The organism is Dyadobacter sp. CY261, assembly GCF_021440085.1.
In the GTDB taxonomy this organism is placed as follows: Bacteria; Bacteroidota; Bacteroidia; order Cytophagales; family Spirosomataceae; genus Dyadobacter.
The window spans coordinates 281,329-304,951 of the sequence record NZ_JAKCPW010000007.1; the positions used below are offsets into that span (position 1 = coordinate 281,329).

Sequence of the window (23,623 nt, forward strand, 5' to 3'; positions counted from 1 at the left end):
CCTGTGCGCTGTCCTTTGGCATCGGAAAAGTCTAAGTCGGGTTGGAGCAGATAGTCATTTTAAAATCAAACAACATGCAACACAATTTTTACGAAACAAGGCGGGCAAAGCGGGGCTTGCGCTACCTGGCCGGGTTGCTGCGACCTCTTCTTCTGTCAGTGGGAATCCTGGGTGCTGCGGTAGGCGCCTTCGCGCAAACCGACGCAAAACGCACCATTACGGGTACGGTAACTTCTGTCGAACGCGGTGACGGAATCCCGGGCGCGAGCGTGGTCATCAAAGGCACTTCCAACGGAACGACTACGAACACCGAGGGCCAGTTTTCCATCGAGGCTGCTTCGGGTAACACGCTGGTCTTTTCGTTCATTGGTTACGAAACCCAGGAAGTGGCGATTGGCAACAAGACGAAAATCGACATTAAACTAAAAGAAAGCATTTCGGCCCTCGACGAGGTGGTGGTAGTGGGTTATGGGGAAATGAAAAAGACGGATGTTTCGAGCTCGCAGGTCACCGTTTCGGGCAAAGACCTTAGCAAGACCATCAATACTTCACTTGAACAAGGGCTACAGGGCCGGGCGGCGAACGTAATGGTGCAGCAAAACTCCGGACAACCCGGCGCGGCACCATCCGTACTGATCCGCGGTTTGAGCTCCCTCACGGGTACGACGCAGCCATTGTATGTCATAGACGGCGTGCAGATCAAACCCGACAATATGAAAGACGACCCGAACAACCGTCCGACGGGTTTTTCCAATATCCTCTCGTCCATTAACCCGGATGATATTGAGACCATTAACGTGTTGCAAGGGCCTTCTGCCACGGCTATTTATGGTGCGGTTGGTGCCAATGGGGTGGTGATGATCACCACCAAGCGCGGTAAGGCAGGCGAAGCCAAAATTACCTTCAACTCACTGGTAACTTTGCAGGCAGAGCCTAAGCATATTAACGTGATGAACCTGCGGGAGTATGCGCAGTTCAGAAATGAGGCTGCTGCTGTGGGCAGCACCGCTACCGAACCCCAGTTTGCAGATCCGTCGGTGCTGGGAGAAGGTACCGATTGGCAAAGCGCTCTTTTCCGCCCTACAACGCTGCAAAAGTATTCGATCGGCCTGAGTGGCGGTACCGAAAAGACGACCTACTATCTCTCCGGCGAGTATTTCAACCAGAAAGGTATTGTGGAAGGATCGGGTTTCAAACGTTACAATGGCCGTTTGAACCTGGAAAACCAGACCCGTAACTGGCTGAAAATCGGTGCGAACATCAACGTGGGGCTTACGGAGGAAAAGGTGAATGTGAATAACGGCGGCATTATTCAGCTTGCCTTGGATCAAAACCCAAGCGTACCGGTGACCAATCCCGATGGCAGCTGGGGCGGACCCGTTTCGACGCAGTTCCAATTTACCAACCCGGTGATGATCTCAAAGATCTACAACGATTATAACCGCCGGACCTCGATTCTCGGAAGTCTTTACGCGGATGTAAAACTCGCCAAAAACCTGGTATGGCACACCGAAGCCAATGGTAGCGCGGAATTTTTGAAGTACTACTCCTTCCATCCATCGTATACAATCGGAGGTTATGTGGTATCGCAGGATGCGGCCACCTCGACGCGCTCGGTGAACACCAACAACTGGTGGAGCTTGCACAGCCGGTTGACCTATGATTTAAAACTCGGTCGCCACGGCATTAACCTCATGGCCGGCCACGAAGCGCAACAATACACCTACGAGTCGTTGACTGGTACGCGTAAGAAATTCATTACCAATACCATTGAGGAGCTTTCCGGTGGTGATGCTTCGGTAATCTCGAATGTAAGCAACAACAGCGGCAAGGGTGCAGGCTCACGCGAATCGTATTTTGCGCGTGTCAATTACAGCTTCAACGAGCGCTATTTCTTGCAGGGAACTTACCGGATGGATGGCTCGTCTGCCTTCCGCGAAGGCCGCCGGTGGGGTAACTTCCCAGCCGTTTCGGTAGCATGGCGCCTTTCGGAAGAGCCGTTCTTGAAGAGTGTGAATGAGATCAATGACCTGAAACTGCGGTTTGAGATCGGTCGCTCGGGTAACCAGGGAAGCGGCGGCAATGCCATTTTCTCGACCCTGCAAACCGTGCCGACGGGCTGGGGAACGGGTTTTCTGGCTTCCAATTTTGCCAACGAGTTCCTGACCTGGGAAAAGGATGATGTGATCAACGGAGGTCTGGACCTGCATATGTTCAGCAACCGCGTGGAGCTGATCGTGGATGCTTATATCAAAAACATTACCAGCCTGATCACCGTCAACTCCTATCCATTCACGTACGGTGGCGACATTGCTTACTCGCCGGGCTACCTGAGCTGGCCGGCTGTGAACGCCGGTTCGATGAAAAACCGTGGTATTGGTTTTACATTGAATACCGTCAATATCGACAAAGGCGGCTTTTACTGGCGGACGGGCATTAATCTCTCGTTCGACCGCAACAAGGTGACTTCGCTGCTCAACCCGATCACGCCTGTTTGGAATGCCACTTCAGTTGGTTTCAAAACGGAGGTAGGTCAGCCTGCGAGTATGATCACCGGCTACATTGCCGACGGTCTGTTCCAGGATGGCAACGACATCAAAAACCACGCGATCCAGACTTCCAATGGTCAAATGACGGTCAATCCGGCTACTGGCTCCTGGATAGGTGATACGAAGTTCCGCGACCTGAATGGCGACGGGCTGATCGACGCCGAAGACCGGACGGTGATCGGTAACCCGTGGCCGAAATTCACGCTCGGTTTTAACAGCAACATGACTTACAAGAATTTCGAACTTAATGCATTCCTGACCGGAAGCTTCAAGAACGACATTCTCAACTATCCCCGCTACCGCGCCGAAGTGCCGGGTAATGGCGGTGTGTTTGGTAACCAGTGGAAATCGGTGGCGAATTACGCACGTCCAAGCAGCTACAACGTGGCGGACGCCGAAACCGCCACTTTGACCAACCCCGGCTACACCATCCCGCGCATTGCCCCGGGCGATCCGAATGGTAACAACCGGATGAACACCAACTTCATTGAAGACGGCAGCTATGTGCGCCTGAAAAACATCACGCTCAGCTACAACTTCCCGAAGTCGGTGCTGAAAGGCCTCTTTATCCAGGGATTGAAAGCCTCCGTGGGTGCGCAGAACCTGTTTACCATTACGAAATACAAAGGATATGATCCTGAGATCGGGATGGTCAACTACGGCGGTACTGTAATGGCCGGTATTGACACAGGCCGTTACCCGTCCGTGCGCATGTATTCATTCGGTTTGATGGCTGACTTTTAAGTAGATAGCCTTTCGTCCAATTTCAAAAACATTTCATATGCAATTCAAATACAGACTCATAGCCGCTATCGGAGCACTGATGCTCATGCAGGGATGCGGCGAGGATTTTCTCGACCGCCCACCGCTGGACGCACTTACTTCGGGTAATTTTTATAAAACAGATGCAGAGATCCTGGCCGGGACTGCTCCACTCTACAACATCGTGTGGTTCGATTTCAACGACAAGGCTAACATGGCGTTCCAGGAGGCCCGTGCCGGTAACCTGAATTCCAACGACCGTACCTCGTACATCAAGCACGCAATCTCTTCCACGGACGTGGGCACGCTTTTGCCGGGTTACAAGTCTTTTTACAAGATCATCGCGCAGAGCAACAACGCTTACAAGGCGATCAACGAAGCGCAGGGAAGCACTGCTTCGGCTGCTGTGAAGGCGCAGGGGCTGGGTGAATGCCGCTTTATGCGTGCTACGGCCTATTATTACCTGGTAACCAACTGGGGCGCGGTACCGATCGTGTACGACAATGTGGCGCAGCTCAACGAAGCGCCGGTTCGTAACCGCATTGAGGACGTGTGGAAGCTGCTTGTTCAGGATTATCGTTTCGCGGCTGAAAACCTGCCTGTTACGGCAGATCAGGGGCGTTTGACCAAATATTCCGCAGAAGGCATGCTGGCCCGGATGTACCTGATGCGTGCAGGACTTAATCAGAACGGCACCCGCAACCAGTCGGATCTGGACAGCGCGAAGTATTATGCCGAAAGCGTGATCACCAAAAGCGGCCTGTCGCTGGCAGCCACTTATGCCGAGTTGTTTGAAAGTGCAAACCACAATGCTTCCAAAAACAATCCTGAGAGCCTTTTCTCGCTGCAATGGATGCCGATAAGCAGCCCTTGGGGCGTCAACAACTCGTTTCAAGCCTATTTCGCTTATGATGCCAACATCACCGGAACGGGTGATGGCTGGGGTGCGGCGCAGGGTATCTCGGCGGATCTTGTGAAATATTTTACGGAAAACCCAGCGGATTCTTTGCGGAGAAAGGCCATTGGGATGTTCGATGGCGATGTTTATACCAATATTCAGAAATCGACGGGTGGGCTGAAATACAACCGGCCAACGGCATTGTCGGCGATTAAAAAGTACATTATCGGCTCTCCGGCGGATAATGGCGGGCTTGGCGGGTTTATGGCGGCCAATATCAATTCCTACATGTTGCGCCTGGCAGAAGTGTACCTGATCTACGCCGACGCCGTTTTGGGCAACAGCGCAAATACTTCCGACGCCAAAGCACTTGAGTATTTCAACGCGGTACGCAAACGGGCCGGTATGCCTGTCAAAGCCACGCTGACTTTTGAGGATATTTTCCAGGAAAGGCGCATTGAGACGATCTTCGAAGGCAATTCATGGAACGAGGTCGTTCGCTGGTTCTATTTTAACCCAACCAAAGCGATCGCCTACACCGCTGCTCAGCATAAGGAGAACTATACCATGACCTATGTGGCGGGTTCGACTAATCCGAAGAAATACAATGTAGTGTATTCACCGGCTGAGTATTATCCATTATCGGCTGCTACGCTTTACCTGCCATTCCCGGAAGCCGAGATCGTGAATGCACCTTCGTTGAAGAACGAGCCGGTCGCTTTCGATTTCAGCAAACTTGTTGATTAACCCAAATCTATGATGAACATGAATTTTAAAAATATATGCAAAACAGCGCTGGGGCTTTTGCTGGCGGCGGGAATGCTGCTAACGTTCCAGAGCTGCAACGATGATGACGTCGACGGCGCACCGGCGATCAGTAATGTACGTCTGCTCGATCCGACCAAGGCCGACAGCTCGCTGAATGCGGCTGAACCCGGCAGCCTGATCGTGATCCAGGGCCAGAACCTGGGAAGTGTTTTAAAAGTGTATTTCAATGATTTCGAAGCGAGTTTTAATGCGGCATTGGGCAGCAACTCGAATATCATTGTGACCATACCCGTCAATGCGCCCACGAAGGCGGTGGATGCGGCGGTTCCCAATAAGATCAAAGTGCTGACCAAAGGCGGCGAGGCGACCTACGATTTCGTGCTTACAGCGCCTACGCCGGTGATTTCGGGATTATATTCGGAGTTTGTGAAAGCGAATGGGACGGTCGTGATCAACGGGGATTATTTTTATAATATCAAATCTGTGAAACTCGGCACAACTGCTTTGCAGGTTGTTAGCAGTACGGCAAAGCAAATTACTGCTAAAATGCCGGCTACCGCGGCAGTTGATATCATTACCGTGGAAGGCGAGTTCGGGATGGCGAAGACCACCTTTAAATTGAACGACCTGGCCGGCCATTTGGTCAATTTTGATGTTCCGGCCACTACCTGGGGCTCGGAGGTATGCTGGGGCGCGGCACCGATCATTCCGGCCACGGATGCCGGTGCGATCGCGGGCAAATATTCGCGGATCAAAGGCACGAATTTGCCCAAAACCGGCTATGCCGATGCCTGGGTGTTCTCCACCTGTTATTTTGATTTTAAATTGCCGGCAGGCGCCGCGGCGGACAGGCAGTTCAAGTTCGAACATAACATCGCCGAGCCCTGGAAGGCAGGAAAGTACGACATCACCATTACCGCCGACGGCAGCGAATATGTGTATGCTTTCCAACCATGGAATTCCACCGTATATGCCTCTACGGGCTATCAAACTAACGGGTGGAGAACGGCGGTCATCGAACTCACCGAATTCAAAAACGCCTCAGGCGCAACCATTGCGGACGTTTCCAAAGTCACCGACCTGAAAGTGTCGTTCGGCACGCCGGATGTGGCCATTGCGTCCTTTAATGGTAGTGTAGATAATTTCAGGATTGTGAAAAAGTGATGCCCCCTTCGACTGCGCTCAGGGTGATACGTAGCATGCCCTTCGACTGCGCTCAGGGTGACACGTAGCATACCCTTCGATTGCGCTCAGGGTGACATATAGTGTAGCATCGATCGTTGGGGCAGCCCGTCCACTCAGGGTGATGCACTATGCAAAATGCCAGTCTGAGCGCAGTGGAAATGTCAGTCTGAGCGCAGCCGAAGACAGTCCGTACCGCAACGATGTGCATGCCCTTCGACTGCGCTCAGGGTGACACGTAGCATACCCTTCGACTGCGCAGGGTGACATATAGTGTAACATCGATCGCTGGGGCAGCCCGTCCGTTCAGGGTGATGCACTATGCAAAATGTGAGTCTGAGCGAAGCGGAAATGTCAGTCTGAGCGCAGTCGAAATATCAGTCTGAGCGCAGCCGAAATGTCAGTCTGAGCGTAGCCGAAGACAGTCCGTACCGCAACGATGTGCATGCCCTTCGACTGCGCTCAGGGTGACACGTAGTGTACCTTCGATCGCTGGGGCAGCCCGTTCGCTCAGGGCGACGTCGTCAAAACATTATCAGAGAGAATCTACATGGACAAGGTCTTTTTCCTGCTCTTCATTTCCCAAATCACCTTCGGGCAAATCCAGGTCGCTATCGACGCAGCAGCCGAGGTCAAGCCAATTTCCCCGTATCTCTACGGCCGCAACAACTCATTTTCGTCCACAGATCCCAACTGGACTTTGCCCGAAAGCGATTTGATCCGGCTTCGTGATGCGGGTGTGCGGTTTTTCAGGGAGAGCGGGGGGAATAATTCTTCCAAATACAACTGGCGGAGAAAGCTCAGCAGCCACCCTGACTGGTACAATAACGTTTACGTCAACAACTGGGACCAGGCCGCACAGGCCCTGCAAAAGCATTTCCCGGCTGCGCAGGGCATGTGGGCATTTCCGCTCCTGGGCCAGGCTGCCAAAAGCAGCACCGCCAACTTCGCCGACTGGGATTACAACCGCTCACAATGGTGGGAAGGTGTAAATCAGAACCTTGCCGGTGGCGGCGTGCCTAATGCCACGGGTACGAAGGCGAAAAAGGAAGGGGATATTCATGCATATCTTGAAAAATGGGATGCCGATTCAGTGGTCGGAATTCTCGGTCACTGGTTTGGTGCCGGTGGGATCGGCTTGAAGAGGGAAGGCATACGGTACTGGAACATGGACAATGAGCCTGAAATATGGTCGGGGACGCACGATGATGTGATGCCTAAGCAAATCACACCACAGGAATTTATGCAGCGGTACATCGCGACGGCGAAGAAGGCGAAGGCTATTGATCCGGAAATTAGACTCGCGGGGCCGGTTACGGCGAATGAATGGCAATGGTACAATTGGGATGGCAAACCGGTTACTGAAAACGGGAAGACCTATCCCTGGCTCGAATACTTTATCAAGACGGTGGCAGAAGAGCAGCAGAAAAGTGGCGTCCGGCTGCTCGACGTATTGGATATTCATTTTTATCCTGCTACCAAAAAAACAGAGGAGGTCGTTCAGCTCCACCGCGTGTTTTTCGACCGCGACTACATTTTTCCCGAAGCCAACGGGGTAAAGACCATTAACGGCGGCTATGACAACAGCCTTACCCGCGAGTACATTTTCGCCCGCTGCAACGACTGGCTGAACCAGTACCTGGGAGCCGGCCACGGCGTCAACCTCGGCCTGACCGAGACGGGGATCGACGGCAGCGTTGCACCGTCCGTCGCGGCTGTCTGGTACGCGTCCACGGTAGGAGAGTTTATGAAAAACAATGTCGAAATTTTCACGCCCTGGACCTGGAAGCCCGGCATGTGGGAAACATTACACCTGCTGAGCCGCTACAACCAGACGCATTCGGTACGGGCGGTTTCTGCAAACGAGGCATTGATATCGGCTTACCCGAGTGTGAATGTTACGGCGGATTCTATGACGGTCGTCCTGATCAATCGCTCGCCCGACCAAATCCAGCATGTCTCTGTACGGCTCGATCATTTTATGCCTAAGCAGGAAAAAGCTGCTGTTTATACATTATCACAACTTCCGGAAACGGAAACCTTCATTTCGCACACACAAAATGCACTAAAAAAGTCAGAATCGGCTCCCGTCGGCAATGTGCTTAGTCTGACGCTTCCCGCTATGTCGGTCACATCAGTATTGTTGCAGGCTGGGGGAAATATCATGGGCGCTGAGGCGACATCACAGCCTTTTCAGGTCTTTCCGAACCCAACGTGGGACAGCATTACGGTCAAATGGGCCGACCAGGATTTTGACAAAATCATGATTACGGAAATGAGCGGCAAGCAAGTTCTTGAAAGGACGCTTGCAAAACCGCAGCGGGAGGCGGTAATCCGTCCTAAACTGACCGGCGGTGTTTACCTGATCCATTTAACCGGCGCCAATGGACTGTCGGCCGTCAGGAAAATCATAGTGCATTAAAAAACCATTGTCCATTTATTCGAGGCATCCATATTTTGAACTCCATCCATGCACAATCTGAAATTTTTACGTAAAGCACCCTCACTTTCTTTGTTTCTTTTGCTGGCTTTGGGCGGTGGCCCTGTTACCGCCCAGCATAGCAAACTGGTGAACGAGCCGGTCGATATCAGCGGCGATTTCCGGGATTTTTCCAACACTGTTTTCTTCGCCGACAGCCTGGCCACATTTGATCCGGCGACTGGTTTGGGGAAGATCAAATGGAAAAGGCATGAAGCGTTTTCGGCCCACAACTTCGATAACTCGATGCTGAGCTACAAGCGCTCATATAGCAATGAGTTCCCGTCCATCGAGTACGCGCAAGACCCGGTATTGCCATTCTCCATTGACTTTACATCCCCCCGCACTATTCGCATCCGCGCGAACACCAGTGGGCAGGTTCATGCGCAGGAACCCTCACTCATGCTCACGGGCGAGCCTGTGAAGGACGCGTCCTGGAAGTATAGTAAGATTAGCGGAGGGCATCAGTACAGCGGCCCGCACGGCTCGGTGACCGTTTATGAAAACCCCTGGAAAATCCTGATCCGCGACGCAAATGGGAGGGTGTTGACCCAAACCCGCGGGCAAGCCGACGGGAAATCGTCCTACACGCCTACCTTGCCGTTTTCATTCGTCCGCCGCGCCTCGGATTACTCGCGCAGCGTTGCGGCGGTGTTTTCGCTTTCACCGGATGAAAAGATATTCGGCTGCGGCGAGTCGTTTACCCGGCTTGACAAGAATGGGCAAAAGGTGGTGCTATGGACACACGACCCGAATGGCGTGGAGACACAGACCATGTACAAGCCGATCCCATTTTACATGAGCTCGCGCGGGTATGGCATGTTTATGCACACGACATCACCCATTACCTGCGATTTCGGCGCGACTTACGGGGAATCCAATGCCATGCAAATCGGCGATGAAAACCTGGACCTATTTGTGTTTTTGGGAGAACCCAAGGCCATTCTGGGCGAATACACTAACCTGACCGGCAAGGCCTCCATGCCGCCATTGTGGTCGTTTGGGCTCTGGATGAGCCGCATTACCTACTTTTCGGAAGATGATGGCCGCAATGTCGCCGCGAAACTCCGCCAAAACCGGATTCCTGCTGACGTGATCCATTTCGATACGGGCTGGTTCGAAACCGACTGGCGCTGCGATTACCGCTTTGCCCCGAGCCGTTTCAAAAATCCGGAAGGAATGATCGCCGATTTAAAAAAGCAGGGCTTTCGCACATCACTTTGGCAGTTACCCTATTTTGTGCCTAAAAATGACCTTTATCCGGAGATTGTAGCCAAAGGCCTTGCCGTAAAGAATGCGAACGGCACGATCCCATATGAAGATGCGGTCCTTGATTTTTCCAACACCAACACTATCCAATGGTACCAGGACAAGATCGCCGGCCTGCTGAAATTGGGTGTATCGGCCATTAAGGTAGATTTTGGCGAGGCAGCTCCATTGTCGGGCGTGTATGCTTCGGGCCGCACCGGGTTCTATGAACACAACCTTTACCCGCTCCGGTACAATAAAGTCGTTTCGGAGCTGACCCAAAAACTGACCGGCGAGAGCATTATCTGGGCGCGCAGCACCTGGGCCGGTAGCCAGCGTTACCCGATCCATTGGGGCGGCGATGCCGAAACGACCAACAAGGGTATGGAAGCGCAGTTGCGAGGCGGCTTGTCGCTCGGCTTGTCCGGTTTTACATTTTGGAGCCACGATATTGGCGGTTTCACCCTAAAAACACCCGAAGACCTTTATCGGCGCTGGTTGCCGATGGGCCTGCTCTCCTCGCACACCCGCACGCACGGCCAGGCGCCGAAAGAGCCCTGGGAGTACGGGGAAGATTTTCAAAACTATTTCAGAAAGGTCGTGGAGATGAAGTACAAGCTCATGCCCTACATTTATACACAAGCCAAACTCGCATCTGAAAAAGGGTTGCCGATGGTGCGTGCACTGCTGGTGGAATTTCCGAACGACCCTGGCGCGTGGCTGGTGGACAACCAATATATGCTGGGTTCAGAGATACTGGTTGCCCCCTTGTTTGAAAACGGCAGGAGTCGGCAGGTGTATCTGCCAAAGGGCAAATGGGTGGATTACCAGACACGCAAGCTTTACGACGGCGGCTGGCACGAGATCACGGCAGGTGAGCTGGAAGTTGTCATGCTCGTGCGCGAAGGCGCGATATTGCCGCACGTAAAAGTGGCACAATCCACCGGGGATATAGATTGGAACAACATCGAATTGCAGCGTTTCGGAACGGCTTTCGGGAACGTAAAAGTACCACTTTACCTGCCTGGCCATGACCAGGTGCAGGAAGTGGTTGTAACTGGCAAGGGTAACAAGCTTGCTGTTACGGGAGACCCTTTTCGTGGTAAAATCAAATGGACGCTTCATTGACGCGCATTGAACAGCGATCATTCCGATCGGAGCGAGCGCACAGGATTCAGTAATGCGGCTTTGATGGCCTGGAAGCTGACGGTAAGCAGTGTTACCAGCACGGCGCCCAGCGCCGACACAGCGAAAATCCACCAGCTTATTTCTGTTCTGTAGGTGTATTTTTCCAACCAGTCATTCATGAGATACCACGCAATCGGCCCTGCAATCGTACAGGAGATCAACACCAGTACCAGGAACTCGCGGGACAAAAGAGCCCAAAGTCCGGCCACTGAAGCGCCCAGTACTTTGCGGATACCAATTTCCTTGGTCCGCTGCTCGGCCACAAATGATGCCAGTCCGAAAAGGCCGAGGCACGAAATGGCTATTGCGAGAGCGGCGAACAATGTGGTAAGTCCTGCGACACGTTCCTCGTCACTGAACTTCCGCGCATATTCCTGATCGGCGAATGCATACTGGAATAAATTTTCGGGATCATACTTCTTGAAAACAGATTGGATCCTGGCGACAGCCGCCGAAGCGCTGGCCGACGGTCTTATCTTGATATTTACCGTATTCAGCCGCTTGTAGTTTAAAAAGAAAATAGTTTGTTTGGCAGGCTCGTAGGGCGATTGCGTCACCAGGTCCCGTACGACGCCGATTACTTTATAGCTCTCATTATCACTCCATTGGATCATTTCACCGATGGGGTTTTTCAGTCCCATATATTTAACAGCGGCTTCGTTGAGGACAAATCCCAAAGAGTCGGTGGCGAATTCCTTGGAAAAATCGCGCCCCTCCTTAATTTTCCAGCCCACGGTCTTGCCGAACTCATGGGTAATCCGGAGCGTCACGAACTCGTCGGTCATGGCAGGATTTTTCCCTTTCCAGCTGAAACCGCTGTTGGTCACGTAGGTGTTGGTTATCGGGGAGTCGGTGGCTGTCACTTCCTCGACTACGCCTGTGTTGATCAGATCATTCCTGAATGCCGAATAATGCTTGATAATCTCGTCGGACTTGATGGGGCTGGTCAGCAACTGCTGGCGACTGTAACCGATGGGCCGGTTTTTCGCATGCTGCACCTGCCGGTACACGATGATCGTCCCGATGATGAGCGTCACTGAAACGGTGAACTGCAACACCACCAACACTTTGCGTGGTGAACCGGCTAGCAGGCCGCTACTCAGCTTTCCGGAAACGCCTTTTAATGCAGCTATGGGTTTGAACGACGACAGATAAAGTGCAGGATAACTGCCCGCCACAATGCCCGTAATGACGACAAACGCAATACAGGCAAGCCAGAAATAGGGTTGGGTAAATGGTAATTCTATTTGCTTGTTTACCAGTTGATTGAATGCGGGCAACGACAGCACTACGATCAGGAGGGACAATAGGAATGCGATAGCCACCACCATCAGCGACTCGCCCAGGAACTGCATCGCCAGTTGTATTTTGGCAGAGCCTACCGCCTTGCGGACACCGATTTCTTTCGCCCGTTTTTCGCTGCGCGCCGTATTGAGGTTCATGAAATTGATACACGCAAGCATAAGAACGAACAAGCCGGTGATCCCAAACAGCCATACCACACTGATCCTGCCGCCGGTATTGACGCCGTTTTTAAATTCGGAATACAAATTCCATTTGCTCATTGGATGTAAAAAGATCAGCGGCTCATACTTTGCTTCTCCCTGATTGATGTTTTCGAGCTTCGATTTGGCAATGGTAGCCGAAACCTGGTCCATCGTTGCGTGATCGGCGATCTGTACGTACATGTCGAACCAATTGTTTCCCCAACCCAGCCATTCGGGCAGGTCTCTTTCCAACAGTTTCCATGGCGCGATAAAAGCCAGGCCCGCGAAGGATGAATTGGCAGGAAGGTCGGCATAGACGCCCGTTACCCTCACCGCATTTTTGTTGTCGATCTTGAGTATTTTGTCCATCGGATCTGTATCGCCGAATGTGGCTTTGGCAGCAGATTCGGAAAGCAGCACGGAATTCATATCCGCAAGCCCCGACCGCGTCCCTTTCAACATTTTCAGCGAAAGCATTTCCACGATTTCGGGGCTCATGTAACGGCCAATTTTCATTATTTTTTTTTCTCCGACACTCAGGAGATGTTCGCCACCACCGCCTGTAAGCGCAATGTATTTGAAATGGCTGCCGTACTTGTTCCGCAGTTCCCGTTCTAGCTGCTTGGGCACACCGTTGCCAGACTGGATCGTGCCGGCGAAGCTCTGGCTCTGCATAACCTGCGCGATCTTGTCGTAATGCGCATGGTTTTTGTTAAACGACAGCTCATCGAAAACCCACAAACCTATCAGCAGTGCCACGGCCATACCTACGGCCAGGCCGGAAATATTAATGGCCGAATATCCCTTGTTTTTAAGAAGGTTACGGCGCGCGATCTTGAAGTAATTTTGTATCATGACTAAACTAAACGGGTTACCTGAAACATGTTTCTTTTTCGACCGGGCAAACGGTCTCAGCAGCTTGAATGCATCGATCACGTACAACCGGTCCGCCTTACGCTTTCCCAATTGTTTCAGCCTGTATTGATAGAGTTCCATCATATCGCCGGCAGTCTCTTCCAGCGTGTCGGGATGCGCCAGCCAGGCCAGCAGTTTGTTGCTCCATCCTGGTGGGTTGTCGGTAGTCGGTTCCCGGCGGTTAGGCATAAGTTGATTTTTAGCTAAAAACGCTGCGTTACTCGCTCCTAAGACTTTTGACGGGATCCAGCCTGGCCGCCTTCACACTCTGGAAGCCGACGGTCAGCACGGCGATCAGGGTCATCAGCACGCCCGCGGAGAGGAACATCCACCAGGCTATCTGTATCCTGAACTCGAAATTCTGCAACCACAGGCTCATGGCGTACCAGGCAATAGGTGAGGCGATCAAAAACGCGATCATGACCAGTTTCAGGAAATCCTTGGAAAGTAAACCGATGATGCTGGCTACGGAAGCGCCCAGCACTTTCCGCACACCTATTTCTTTCGTACGCTGCTCGGCGGTGAATGTAGCCAGGCCGAAGAGCCCCATGCAGGCGATCAGGACCGCAAAAAAGGTAGCTACCTCAATAAGTTTGGCCGTGCGCGTTTCTGATTGGTAGGCCTGCGCGAGTGTTTCGTCCAGAAAGTTGTATTCGAAAACCTGATCCGGAAATGCTGCGGTCCAGGCCTTTTCTATATGGGCCAATGCAGTTTGCACGGAGGCCGCATTCGGACGCTCGCTTTGCAGTTTCACGCCAACCTGATAGTAGTTGTTCGGTACAACCTGGATAATTGTTGGATCTATTTTCTGGTGCAATGAGTTGACATTGAAGTTTTTAGCTACGCCTTTTATCACAGCAAACTGGTCTCCGTCGCCGAAATACAGCCGCTCGCCGATCGCCTGTGCGGGATGGGTAATGCCCAGGCGTGCCAGAACGATTTCGTTGACAATGACCTTAAAATCAGTAGTGTCACTGTCTTTAAGCGGTTCGCCGGCGAGCATCTTAATGCCATAAGTATCCAGGAAATGCGAGTCGCCCATTTTCATTTGCGTTTTTACCTGCACTACCTCCGGCCCCTTCCGGTACTCCATGGATTGCATCCAGTTGCTTTCGGCGGAAGCACTGTTGAAGGAGAAGCTGGCGTCCCGGATCTGCGGCGACCTAAGCAGCTGATCGCGAAATGCATGCAGTTTCTCAGGCGTGTTGTCGGGCAGTCCGACCGTGATAATCGCCGATTGATCGAAACCCAGGTCGGCATGGCGGAAAAAATCGAGTTGCCGGTTGATGAGCATCGCACAGCTAATGAGCACCAGTGATACCGTGAACTGGACCACCACCAGCCCCTGACGCATGGAGACCCATTGGCTTGTCTGCTGGGTAGCATTGCTTTTCAACGTCCATATCGGCGCCATGCCCGACAACCTCAGAGCCGGATAAACGCCTGCCAGCAGCGTGGTAACGACGAGCAGCACCGCAGAGAATAATGCCGTTTCCCAGGTAAACAAATCAGCGGTGGTCAATGGAATGGCTAATGCATTCGCGAGCGAGGGCAGGGCAATCACACTGAGCACAACGGCACCCACAGCGGCAAACGATGTGATGAGCGCGGCCTCGGTCAGGAACTGGAACACGAGCGACTTGCGGTTGCTTCCGATGGCCTTGCGTATCCCTACTTCCTTTGCCCGTCTGAATGCCTGCGCCGTGCTCAGGTTGATGAAATTGAAACAGGCGATGAGCAAAACGAGCAGCCCGATGAATGACAGTGTTTTGAGCAGGCTCACATTGGCACTTCGCCCGCCAAGGTTACCAGAATAATGAATGTTGGATAAATGACTGAACTTGAAACGCTTGTGTTCTCCCTCCCCTTTACCGATATACTTTTCGACGATCGCAGCGAAGCGGCCGGCCAGCTGCTCCGGGCGAATTCCCTTTTTGAGCAATACGAACACCTGGAAATTGTCATTCCAACCGTTCCAGCGGTTCTGGTCAAAATCCGGATTCACGTTTTTTAATGTGGGGAACGACACGAGCATATCGAAAGGGAAACTAGTGGCCGAAGGGTAATCCTCCACCACGCCCGCAACGGTTAGGTCTTGCTTGTTGTCCAGGCGGACCGTTTTTCCGATCACATCTGTCTTGCCAAAATATTTCTCCGCATACTTGCGTGTAAGCACGATCGTGTTCGGCTGCGCCAATGCGTTTGCCGGATTACCGGAAACCCATTGATAGTCGAAAGTCTTAAAAAGATTATTGTCCGCAAAAATGAAAGACTCCCTGAACCGGTTGTCCCCAACCGCCATGGTTTTGTCGCTGAATTTCAAAAGCGGGACTACCGTTTCGACCTCGGGCATATCGGTGTGCAGCGCGTTGGTCATCCCTGTGTACGTGCCGGGATAGGTATGGTTTTCTTTGATATTCTCAGTTTCGACGCGGTAAATGCGGTGTATGCGCGATTGGTATAGGTCGTAACTCGTTTCGTGACGAACCGCCAGGAAGATCAGAATGGCGCACGACATCCCCACGGCCAGTCCGGATACATTGATGAACGAATAACCTCTACTCTTGAAAAAATTTCTGATTGCGATGGTGAAATGGTTCCTGATCATGGCCGGCGTTAAAGAATAGGTTTTGGGATAATCGTTTGATTGCTTGCGAATTGCGAACGGTCGCATTAGTTTCAATACATTCCAGATATAACGCCGGTTGGCGCTTGCGCGACTGCCTGTTTTCGACCAGTAGGCATGCAATTCGAGCAGGTCGCCTGCTATTTCTTCCTCGGCCCGGGGATCGGCGAAGATGCTTAGCAGCTTGCCCGCCCATCGAGGCGGCCTGGGATCGGAGGTATGGCTCTTGCGGCCCATGTCAGCTTCCCATCAATTGCAGCGCGGCGGGCGATAGGGCGCTCCACAAATCCTCACGCACCTGTTTGGCCTCTCGCAAAGCTTTCCGTCCAAACGCGGTGACGATAAAGTAGCGTTTGCGGCGGCCACCCCGCTCGGCCGTAGCGCCACCCATCCGGGAGGAGAGGTAGCCCTTCTCTTCCAGCCGTTGAAGCGTTGTATGCACCGTACTAAACCCGACAATCCTGCCGGTTTTCTTTTCGAGCTCCTGGGTTACCGACACACCGTAGGCATCTTCTTCGAGTACCGCCACGGTCAGTAAAACCAGTTCCTCAAACTCTCCTAAAAACGTGCGTTTCATGGTATAAGCTATTTCCTATGATAATGCCGATCAAATGCTGTGCCAGTTTTCGTAAATGCGTTATTTGGTGTAGTTTTCGCGGTTTTTTGTAAATGGCTGGCTTGGAAAATGTCCGCTTTCGAACGTTGTACGCACCAAAGCGGACAAGAGGGGCAATTCGCAAACCCCATTCATACTTCCACAAATAATCTCCATTCGTCTCAAGTTTTTTGCGGAGAGGGGAATATATCCCTTGTTTGAGGATTACTTTAAGGAGTTATGAAGGTTAAACGTGTTAATGTCGCCATGCACGCCCTGATTTGGGCAATGGCATTAGGCATATTTTCGGCGCATACAGTGCAGGTTTGGAGTGTTACCCTACCGTGAGGGAGGTAGAATCAGTAATTTATGTGGATGGATGATGCATAGTGTAGTGGTAGCCAGGAATACATCCCTGTTTTGGGCGAGATGTATTTTGTTTTTACAGATCGGCGGAAAAGCATATCATTGCCTCTTCAACGAACAGACTAAACCGCCATGCAGAAGAAATTTAACTTGAAATCATTCAACCTTTACGAGTTCCTGAAACACCAGAATGCCGGCAGCTTTCACGTCCCATTCTTTCTGGCCGACAAACAAACCTACCAAAGTGCCCATGTCAACTTTCCATTCCGGACATTTACTTATGGCCTGGGAATGACCTATTCCGGAGATGGAGATATTTTCAGGATCGGCAGTACGGATTATGAGCTGGCCACAGGATCTCTTACCACTGTGGGGCCTGGAATGGTTTGCCAATGGACGGGCAACTATTCCGCAGAACACGACACGGTCTATTTTACTGAAGAATTGTTTCAGGGAATGAAAACCAATTCCTTTTTACAGGCAATGCCATACTTTTTTCATGGCGGCAAACATGTTATCAGGCTGACTGCCGACGAAACCAGCAGAATGGCCTCACTATTTAAACTGCTGAAAGAATTAAAAGATGAACCAAGCGCTGTTCCGGGTATTGTTTATTCAATCCTGATGTTGACGGATTCATTTCACGCAAAACAAGCGGGCCAGCTCCAAAACAATACCATTTCGAACAGGGAGAAGATCACACACGCATTCAGAAAGCTGGTCGCGGAGCAGTTTCCCGAGCATAAAGAAGTGGCCCATTACGCCTGCGCATTGAATATCACCCCGAAATATCTGAGCGAAGTGTTACAAGCCGAGCTGGGTAAGACAGCTAAAACCTTTATCGATGAATATGTGATAATGGAAGCGAAAAGTTTACTAAAACAGACCAGTTTTTCCATACAGGAGATATGTTATTGGCTGGGGTATGAAGATGCTTCCCATTTCAATAAATCATTCAAAAAATTTACCAACACGACGCCTACCGAATATCGCCGGGGTTAATGTATCCGGGCAGACATTTTTACCATTTTTCCCGACATCCTTCCTAACAGCGCCTCCGTTGGTAGCGATACCTTCGTTCCACTTAACCTGTTCACGAAACAAAAAGATGTCGACCATGAAAAACACTGAGGTATTCAAAGTATCGGTTTCGCAACAAGTATTGGATGAATTAAAAAGCCGTTTGCAAAATACCCGCTGGCCTGGCGAAGCAGATGGCTCCGGCTGGCACTTCGGCACCAGCGAAACATACCTGAAAGAACTGTTGCATTACTGGCTCCACACGTACGACTGGCGCAAGCAGGAGGCTTCCCTCAATGAATATCCGCAATACATCGCCAATGTGCATGGCGTGAAAGTACATTTCCAGTATATCACGGGAAAGGGCAAAAATTCCAAGCCGCTCATATTGACGCACGGCTGGCCCGACAGTTACTATCGGTTTCACAAAATCATTCCACTCCTGACCGAAGGTGAACAGAGCTTCGACCTGGTGATCCCCTCCATTCCAGGCTTCGGGTTTTCGGAGAAAACAGCTCTCACAAGCGAGGCAGTTGCCGATTTATGGAAGGCATTAATGACAGAAAATCTCGGTTACGAAAAATTCTATGCGGCTGGCGGGGATGTGGGAATGGGCGTAACGAAGGCATTGGCGTCCAAATATGTCGGTGTGGTAGCGGGCGTCCATTTTACGGATATCGGGTATCCGATGGGCCAGGAAGATCCGGCTACGATGACGGAAGCTGAACAACAGTTTGCGCAATTTGTACAGCAATGGTGGTACAGCGAGGGTGCTTATGCCATGGTGCATTCCACCAAACCACAGTCGCTTGCCTATGGTCTCAACGACTCACCCGCTGGATTGGCGGCCTGGATACTTAGCTTTGGCAATGCCGGCGCTCCTGCCGATATCCTGGAAAACGCCTTTGGCGGCAGAGATGAATTGCTGACGAACATCATGATCTATTGGGTGACACAAACGGTCGCCACGTCGGTGAGGATGTACAAGGTGGATGCCATTGCCCAATGGAGCGGGGCAAAGCCGTTGGAGAAGTCAGCCGTGCCTGCGGGCGTCGCCGTGTTCCCGAGGGAAGCGCAATTCCCAAGAGAATGGGCAGAACGCTTCGTCAACGTGGTTACCTTCCGGAAAATGAAAGAAGGCGGGCACTTCGCGGCCTTGGAAGTACCCGATGTTTTTGCCGCGGAACTGGCTAGTTTCTTTTACAGCATTGATTAGACAGGCTTTTTCACAAAGCAGAATACTTCTTCGGTTTCACGCCGAAATGCTCCTCAAAAACCCTTGAAAAATGACTCAGGTTGGTAAAACCCAGTCGGTAGCCAACTTCTGAGACGGTCAGCCGCTTACCGGTCAGCCGCTTTGCGGCTTCCTGCATCCGGGCAAACTGGTAATACTCAAAAACGCCTTTGCCGAAGGTCTGCCTGAATAATTTTCGTAGTTTGGGTTCGCTCATGCCCGCTTCCTTTGCGAGCCCGGCAATGTGGGGCGGCTGATCCAAATGCGATTGCAAACGGGAATAAATGGCGTAAATGGCTTTGATATCGTCGATATGCATGCTCGTTGCCGACATCCCTTCGCGTTGAACCAATATGTCAAAGATGTAGCATAAAAGCTCTTCACATTTCAGTTTGTAGTAGTGACTTTCGAGGCTTTCATGCACCGATGAATGCAGAAGCTCGCTGCCGGCCCTGATCATTTCGGGAGAAATGCCGGTTTCAAAAACAAAATTACCTCCGGCTCTCAGAAGGCTCGCCACAGCGCGATGATCTATGTGTCCAAAGAGCTGACGCAGGTATTTTCTAGAAACTGCGATGGAAACGCTACCAAAAATCGTGTTGGAAGGCATTTCCATGACAGAGGAAACAGCATGCGTACAGATAAAAACATAGGCCCGTTCGGGTGACAGTTCTTTTTCGGACTGTACCGGTAAAGCGAAAATACCGCTCAGTAGAAAGACGACATCGTCCTGCTCCTCGGCCAACAAGTTTGTCCGCTCAATAATGACATCCTCTTTGAGATGGTAATGACGGATCATCATGCGCAAGTCGCTTCCCCAGGAGAAGCCTGTAATGTAGCCTTCACCCTTGCTTTTGGGGATATCGATGAAGCGGCCGCGAACGGTAGCGCCGATCGCCCTGGCGAATTCCCGCGTGATCCCCGATCCGTGATCAGTAACTGCTATTTTCATTTACGACTATTTTTGAATTCAATGTGGCTATTTTATCTATAAAAGTAACGATAGTTTTGCTTGCGAAATAATAATCATTAACAAATACAGCAAGACATGTTACTGGAAAACAAACGAATAGCCATAATAGGCGGTGGTCCGGGTGGTTTGACACTCGCAAGGCTTTTACAACTCAAAGGCGCGGATGTGAAAGTTTATGAAAGGGACTTTAATAGGGATGTACGCGTGCAAGGCGCGACACTCGACCTGCACGATGATTCGGGCTTGAAGGCGATCGAAAAAGCAAGATTATTGGACGCATTTAAAAAGGCATACAGGCCGGGTGCAGACAAAGGGCGCGTCGTAGATAGGGAAGGCAATGTCATTTACGACGAACACCTCACAGAATCCGGTAAAGATTTTGGCGACGCGTCGTTCAGGCCGGAAATTGACCGGGGAGATTTGCGGGATCTTTTGCTGGATTCTCTTCAGACTGATACGGTGGTTTGGGACAGTCATTTAATAACCATATCTAAAACCGGTGATTCATGGGAGCTGGAATTTAAAAACGGGTCCATTGTTGTCGCGGACATTGTGGTGGGTGCAGATGGTGCGAATTCAAAAATCCGTCCTTTTGTAACGTCTGAAGAACCTTTTTATGCCGGTACCACCATTTTTCAGGGAAATGTGGAAGATTCCGAAAACAGCGCATCCCGTATCAATGCATTGCTAAAAGGTGGGAAAATTTATGTGCACAGTAATGATATGTATTTACATGTATCCGCAAAAGGCGATGGCAGTATTGATTTTTATGTCAGCCAGAAATTGGATGAAAACTGGGAAAAAAGCAGTAGGATTGATTTGAAGGACAGGTCACAACTGCTGGAATGGTACAAAAATGAGTTTGTGGGTTGGGGTGATCTGTGGTTGGAGCTTTTTGAAAATGTAAGTCTGCCGCTTTTGATACGTCCGCAATATTGTATGCCATTGGATCAGTTCTGGGACGCTCAATCGAACATCACTTTGCTCGGAGATGCGGCGCATATTATGCCTCCGTCCGGAGAAGGGGTGAATTTAGCCATGCTGGATGCTATGGAGTTAAGCGAATGCCTGACAAACGCAGATTATAAAGACCTGCGATCTGCCATTGCCGCCTATGAAAAGCCAATGCAGGCCCGAGCGTTAGCAGAGGCGCGGGAATCGCTGGATGGGGTGGAATGGATGCATGCGGAAGGCGCTACGGATAAGCTCATTTCGATGTTCGGAGGATAACCTCCGGCACCCACAACGATGCCTGCGGTAATCTGCACGTGAACAGTTCCGGCGAGTAATCGGTTAATAGCCAGCCACAATGATCTTCTCTTTTTATATATTGCTAGCCAAACGTTTATCTGTCCTTCGGGCGGGGGCTGTTATCAGAATTTGTTTGCCGGGTAGGAGTATCGTATGAGGGAATTTTGCAAGGGCTGGCTTTTGTTTTGTTTGTCTTACCGGGACTTTCCCCTGTTGTGGGACAGGATCTTTCCGGTTATTGGCAGGGGATGGACTTTGGCCCGAGGCCGGATGAGGTTACTTTCTGGCCCACTGCGTTGGAACTCACGCAAAACGGCAGTACAATCAATGGTAGCTGTTTTCAGCAGGTTACGAGCCAGACACCCTACTTTGTCGAGTGGAAAATCAGTGGCGCTTCCGTGAACAGCAATGTAGGTCAAATGCAATTTGCCGAGATCACAGCGATGAACGTTGCACAATCTGCGCCTTGTGACAGCAAATATTCGTTTACCTATTATCCCGACGAAGAAAGGCTATTAGGGATGAGGGAATTCGAATGCGGGATGAAACTCACGATGGACTTGTACAGAATGAGGCTCAAATCCAGAGACATCTACTGCAAGGGCGAAACAGCAACCCTGCAAGTGACGGGGAAAGATATACGGTGGTATGCTGACCCGCAAAAATCGAAGTGGTTGCACACCGGCAATACCTATGAAACGAAAGTGACCCAAACCGACACTTTCTATGTAACCCAGATCTTCCACGCCGTGGAAACGCCGCCGGTTCCTGTGATTATCAAGGTCAGTGAGCCGAGTATAACGAACCTGCAAGTGACCCATACCAGTTGCGACCAGGACAATGGGATTATTTCGGTGACGGCTACCGGAGACGGGCCGATGACTGACAGCCTGGACAACGGCATGTTTCAATCAGTATCCGTTTTCCCGGGTTTGTATGCGAAAACGTATCAGCTTACTGTCAAATCGGGCGCCGGGTGTCCTGTTTCGCGCGAGGTGACCGTAGAAAAGAGGACGCGCCCAACCTTTTTGATGGTAGTGGCCACCAATTCCTGTACATCAGAAAGTGGCGGTATTCTTGCACAAGCGCAAGGGGGGTATGGTCCGCTTACCTATGCGCTCGACAACCAGCCGTTTCGGGAGTCGGGCGTTTTTTCCGACTTGCAAAGCGGCGAATACATGCTTCGGGCGAAAGATTCGCTGGGATGTGAAATCAGTATGGCTGTGAAAGTCGCTGATAAAAACGATGCGGTTGTATTACAGGAAGTAGAAATCGAACACGCGAGATGCGGAGCTGAATTCGGTGGTTTCACGGTGATCGCCACGGGTACTGGCGAGCTGCAATATTCACTCGACGGCGAAAACTATGTAACATCGCCCAATTTCTCATATGTAACTCCGGGCGCTTATGAGGTTTTTGTAAAAGACCCAGGCGGTTGTATGGCCAGTAAGAAAATTGTGATCGGAAAGGCGCCGGCGCCAGAATTTTTGAATATCATCGAATATAATGCGAGCTGCAAAGGCAACGATGGTGCCATATCTATCCATGCTATCGGTAATGGCCCGCTGTTGTTTTCGATCGACGCGATCAATTTTGTGCCTGACACCGTATTCAACGGTTTGTCGCCCCTCGTTCAGACTGTATATATGGTAGACACTGCCGGCTGTCATGTGGCCCGGTCTCTCTACATCCGCGAGATTTGTTTGGAAAACGTGTACATCCCCACGGCATTCTCTCCCGACTTTGATGGAAAAAACGAAGTGATGGAACTGAAATTTGCCACCGGTAAGTTGAGAATCCGGCATTTCAGGTTATTCAACCGGTGGGGAACTGTGGTCGCCTCCCGGAGTGACCAAACGGTGGAGAGCGGCTACGCGCTGTGGGATGGTTTTTACAAAGGCGACAGGGCGCAGCCGGGGGCCTATCCTTACGAACTGACGGTTGAATTCGACGACGGTCGCACGCGGGTGATCAGGGATACCATATTATTACTTCGTTAGCCGATCGAACCGGCGAGCGTTTCTGTACGGCTTGTGATTATTTAAGTCGATCTGGGAAATGTGCAATCCAATGTCGTATACT

General features: G+C 51.3%; 13 protein-coding genes. 9 read left to right on the top strand and 4 right to left on the bottom strand.

The genetic code is table 11. From position 1 onward, the window contains the following. Positions 1–74 precede the first annotated feature (74 nt). The 5 genes from LZD49_RS20685 to LZD49_RS20705 all read left to right on the top strand — a co-directional run bounded on the left by LZD49_RS20685 (position 75) and on the right by LZD49_RS20705 (position 11,014). Positions 75–3,293, top strand: coding sequence for a TonB-dependent receptor (locus tag LZD49_RS20685; protein ID WP_234669520.1), 3,219 nt, complete (start codon positions 75–77; stop codon positions 3,291–3,293). Positions 3,294–3,330: 37 nt separating this feature from the next. After that, a complete protein-coding gene (locus tag LZD49_RS20690) occupies positions 3,331–4,956 on the top strand; it encodes a RagB/SusD family nutrient uptake outer membrane protein (protein WP_234669521.1) in 1,626 nt (541 codons plus the stop codon). 18 nt (positions 4,957–4,974) lie between these two features. Further along, complete coding sequence (locus LZD49_RS20695; RefSeq protein ID WP_234669524.1) at positions 4,975–6,141, top strand: glycan-binding surface protein; 1,167 nt, start codon at positions 4,975–4,977, stop codon at positions 6,139–6,141. A gap of 568 nt (positions 6,142–6,709) precedes the next feature. Then, entirely contained in the window at positions 6,710–8,581 is a 1,872-nt protein-coding gene (locus LZD49_RS20700) for a glycoside hydrolase family 44 protein (RefSeq protein ID WP_234669526.1), read from the top strand. 48 nt (positions 8,582–8,629) lie between these two features. Then, a complete protein-coding gene (locus LZD49_RS20705) occupies positions 8,630–11,014 on the top strand; it encodes a TIM-barrel domain-containing protein (protein ID WP_234669528.1) in 2,385 nt (794 codons plus the stop codon). A 17-nt stretch (positions 11,015–11,031) separates the two neighbouring features. Here LZD49_RS20705 and LZD49_RS20710 read toward each other — a convergent pair whose 3' ends face one another. Genes LZD49_RS20710 through LZD49_RS20720 form a run of 3 tightly spaced genes read right to left on the bottom strand, consistent with a single transcriptional unit; the run spans position 11,032 to position 16,679 of the window. After that, positions 11,032–13,665, bottom strand: coding sequence for an ABC transporter permease (locus LZD49_RS20710; protein ID WP_234669530.1), 2,634 nt, complete (start codon positions 13,663–13,665; stop codon positions 11,032–11,034). A gap of 28 nt (positions 13,666–13,693) precedes the next feature. Further along, on the bottom strand, positions 13,694–16,339 hold the full coding sequence (locus tag LZD49_RS20715) for an ABC transporter permease (protein WP_234669532.1): 2,646 nt from the start codon (positions 16,337–16,339) through the stop codon (positions 13,694–13,696). A 1-nt stretch (position 16,340) separates the two neighbouring features. Beyond that, complete coding sequence (locus LZD49_RS20720) at positions 16,341–16,679, bottom strand: PadR family transcriptional regulator (protein ID WP_234669533.1); 339 nt, start codon at positions 16,677–16,679, stop codon at positions 16,341–16,343. Between the two features lie 516 nt (positions 16,680–17,195). On the opposite strand from LZD49_RS20720, the gene LZD49_RS20725 reads away from it, so the two are divergent. Together LZD49_RS20725 and LZD49_RS20730 are read left to right on the top strand one after the other, a co-directional pair. After that, positions 17,196–18,065: an AraC family transcriptional regulator gene (locus LZD49_RS20725; RefSeq protein ID WP_234669535.1), complete on the top strand. Its 870-nt coding sequence runs from the start codon at positions 17,196–17,198 to the stop codon at positions 18,063–18,065. Between the two features lie 115 nt (positions 18,066–18,180). Beyond that, on the top strand, positions 18,181–19,299 hold the full coding sequence (locus LZD49_RS20730; RefSeq protein WP_234669537.1) for an epoxide hydrolase family protein: 1,119 nt from the start codon (positions 18,181–18,183) through the stop codon (positions 19,297–19,299). A gap of 10 nt (positions 19,300–19,309) precedes the next feature. Here the strand turns inward: LZD49_RS20730 and LZD49_RS20735 are convergent, their stop codons facing one another. Continuing rightward, positions 19,310–20,269, bottom strand: a complete 960-nt coding sequence (locus LZD49_RS20735; RefSeq protein WP_234669539.1) for an AraC family transcriptional regulator — start codon at positions 20,267–20,269, stop codon at positions 19,310–19,312. A 96-nt stretch (positions 20,270–20,365) separates the two neighbouring features. Here LZD49_RS20735 and LZD49_RS20740 point away from each other — a divergent pair, with 96 nt between their 5' ends. Together LZD49_RS20740 and LZD49_RS20745 are read left to right on the top strand one after the other, a co-directional pair. Beyond that, a complete protein-coding gene (locus LZD49_RS20740; RefSeq protein WP_234669540.1) occupies positions 20,366–21,520 on the top strand; it encodes an NAD(P)/FAD-dependent oxidoreductase in 1,155 nt (384 codons plus the stop codon). Positions 21,521–21,756: 236 nt separating this feature from the next. Next, positions 21,757–23,541 carry a gliding motility-associated C-terminal domain-containing protein gene (locus LZD49_RS20745; protein ID WP_234669542.1) on the top strand — a complete coding sequence of 595 codons (1,785 nt, stop codon included), beginning with the start codon at positions 21,757–21,759 and terminating at the stop codon, positions 23,539–23,541. The last annotated feature ends 82 nt before the right edge of the window (positions 23,542–23,623 follow it).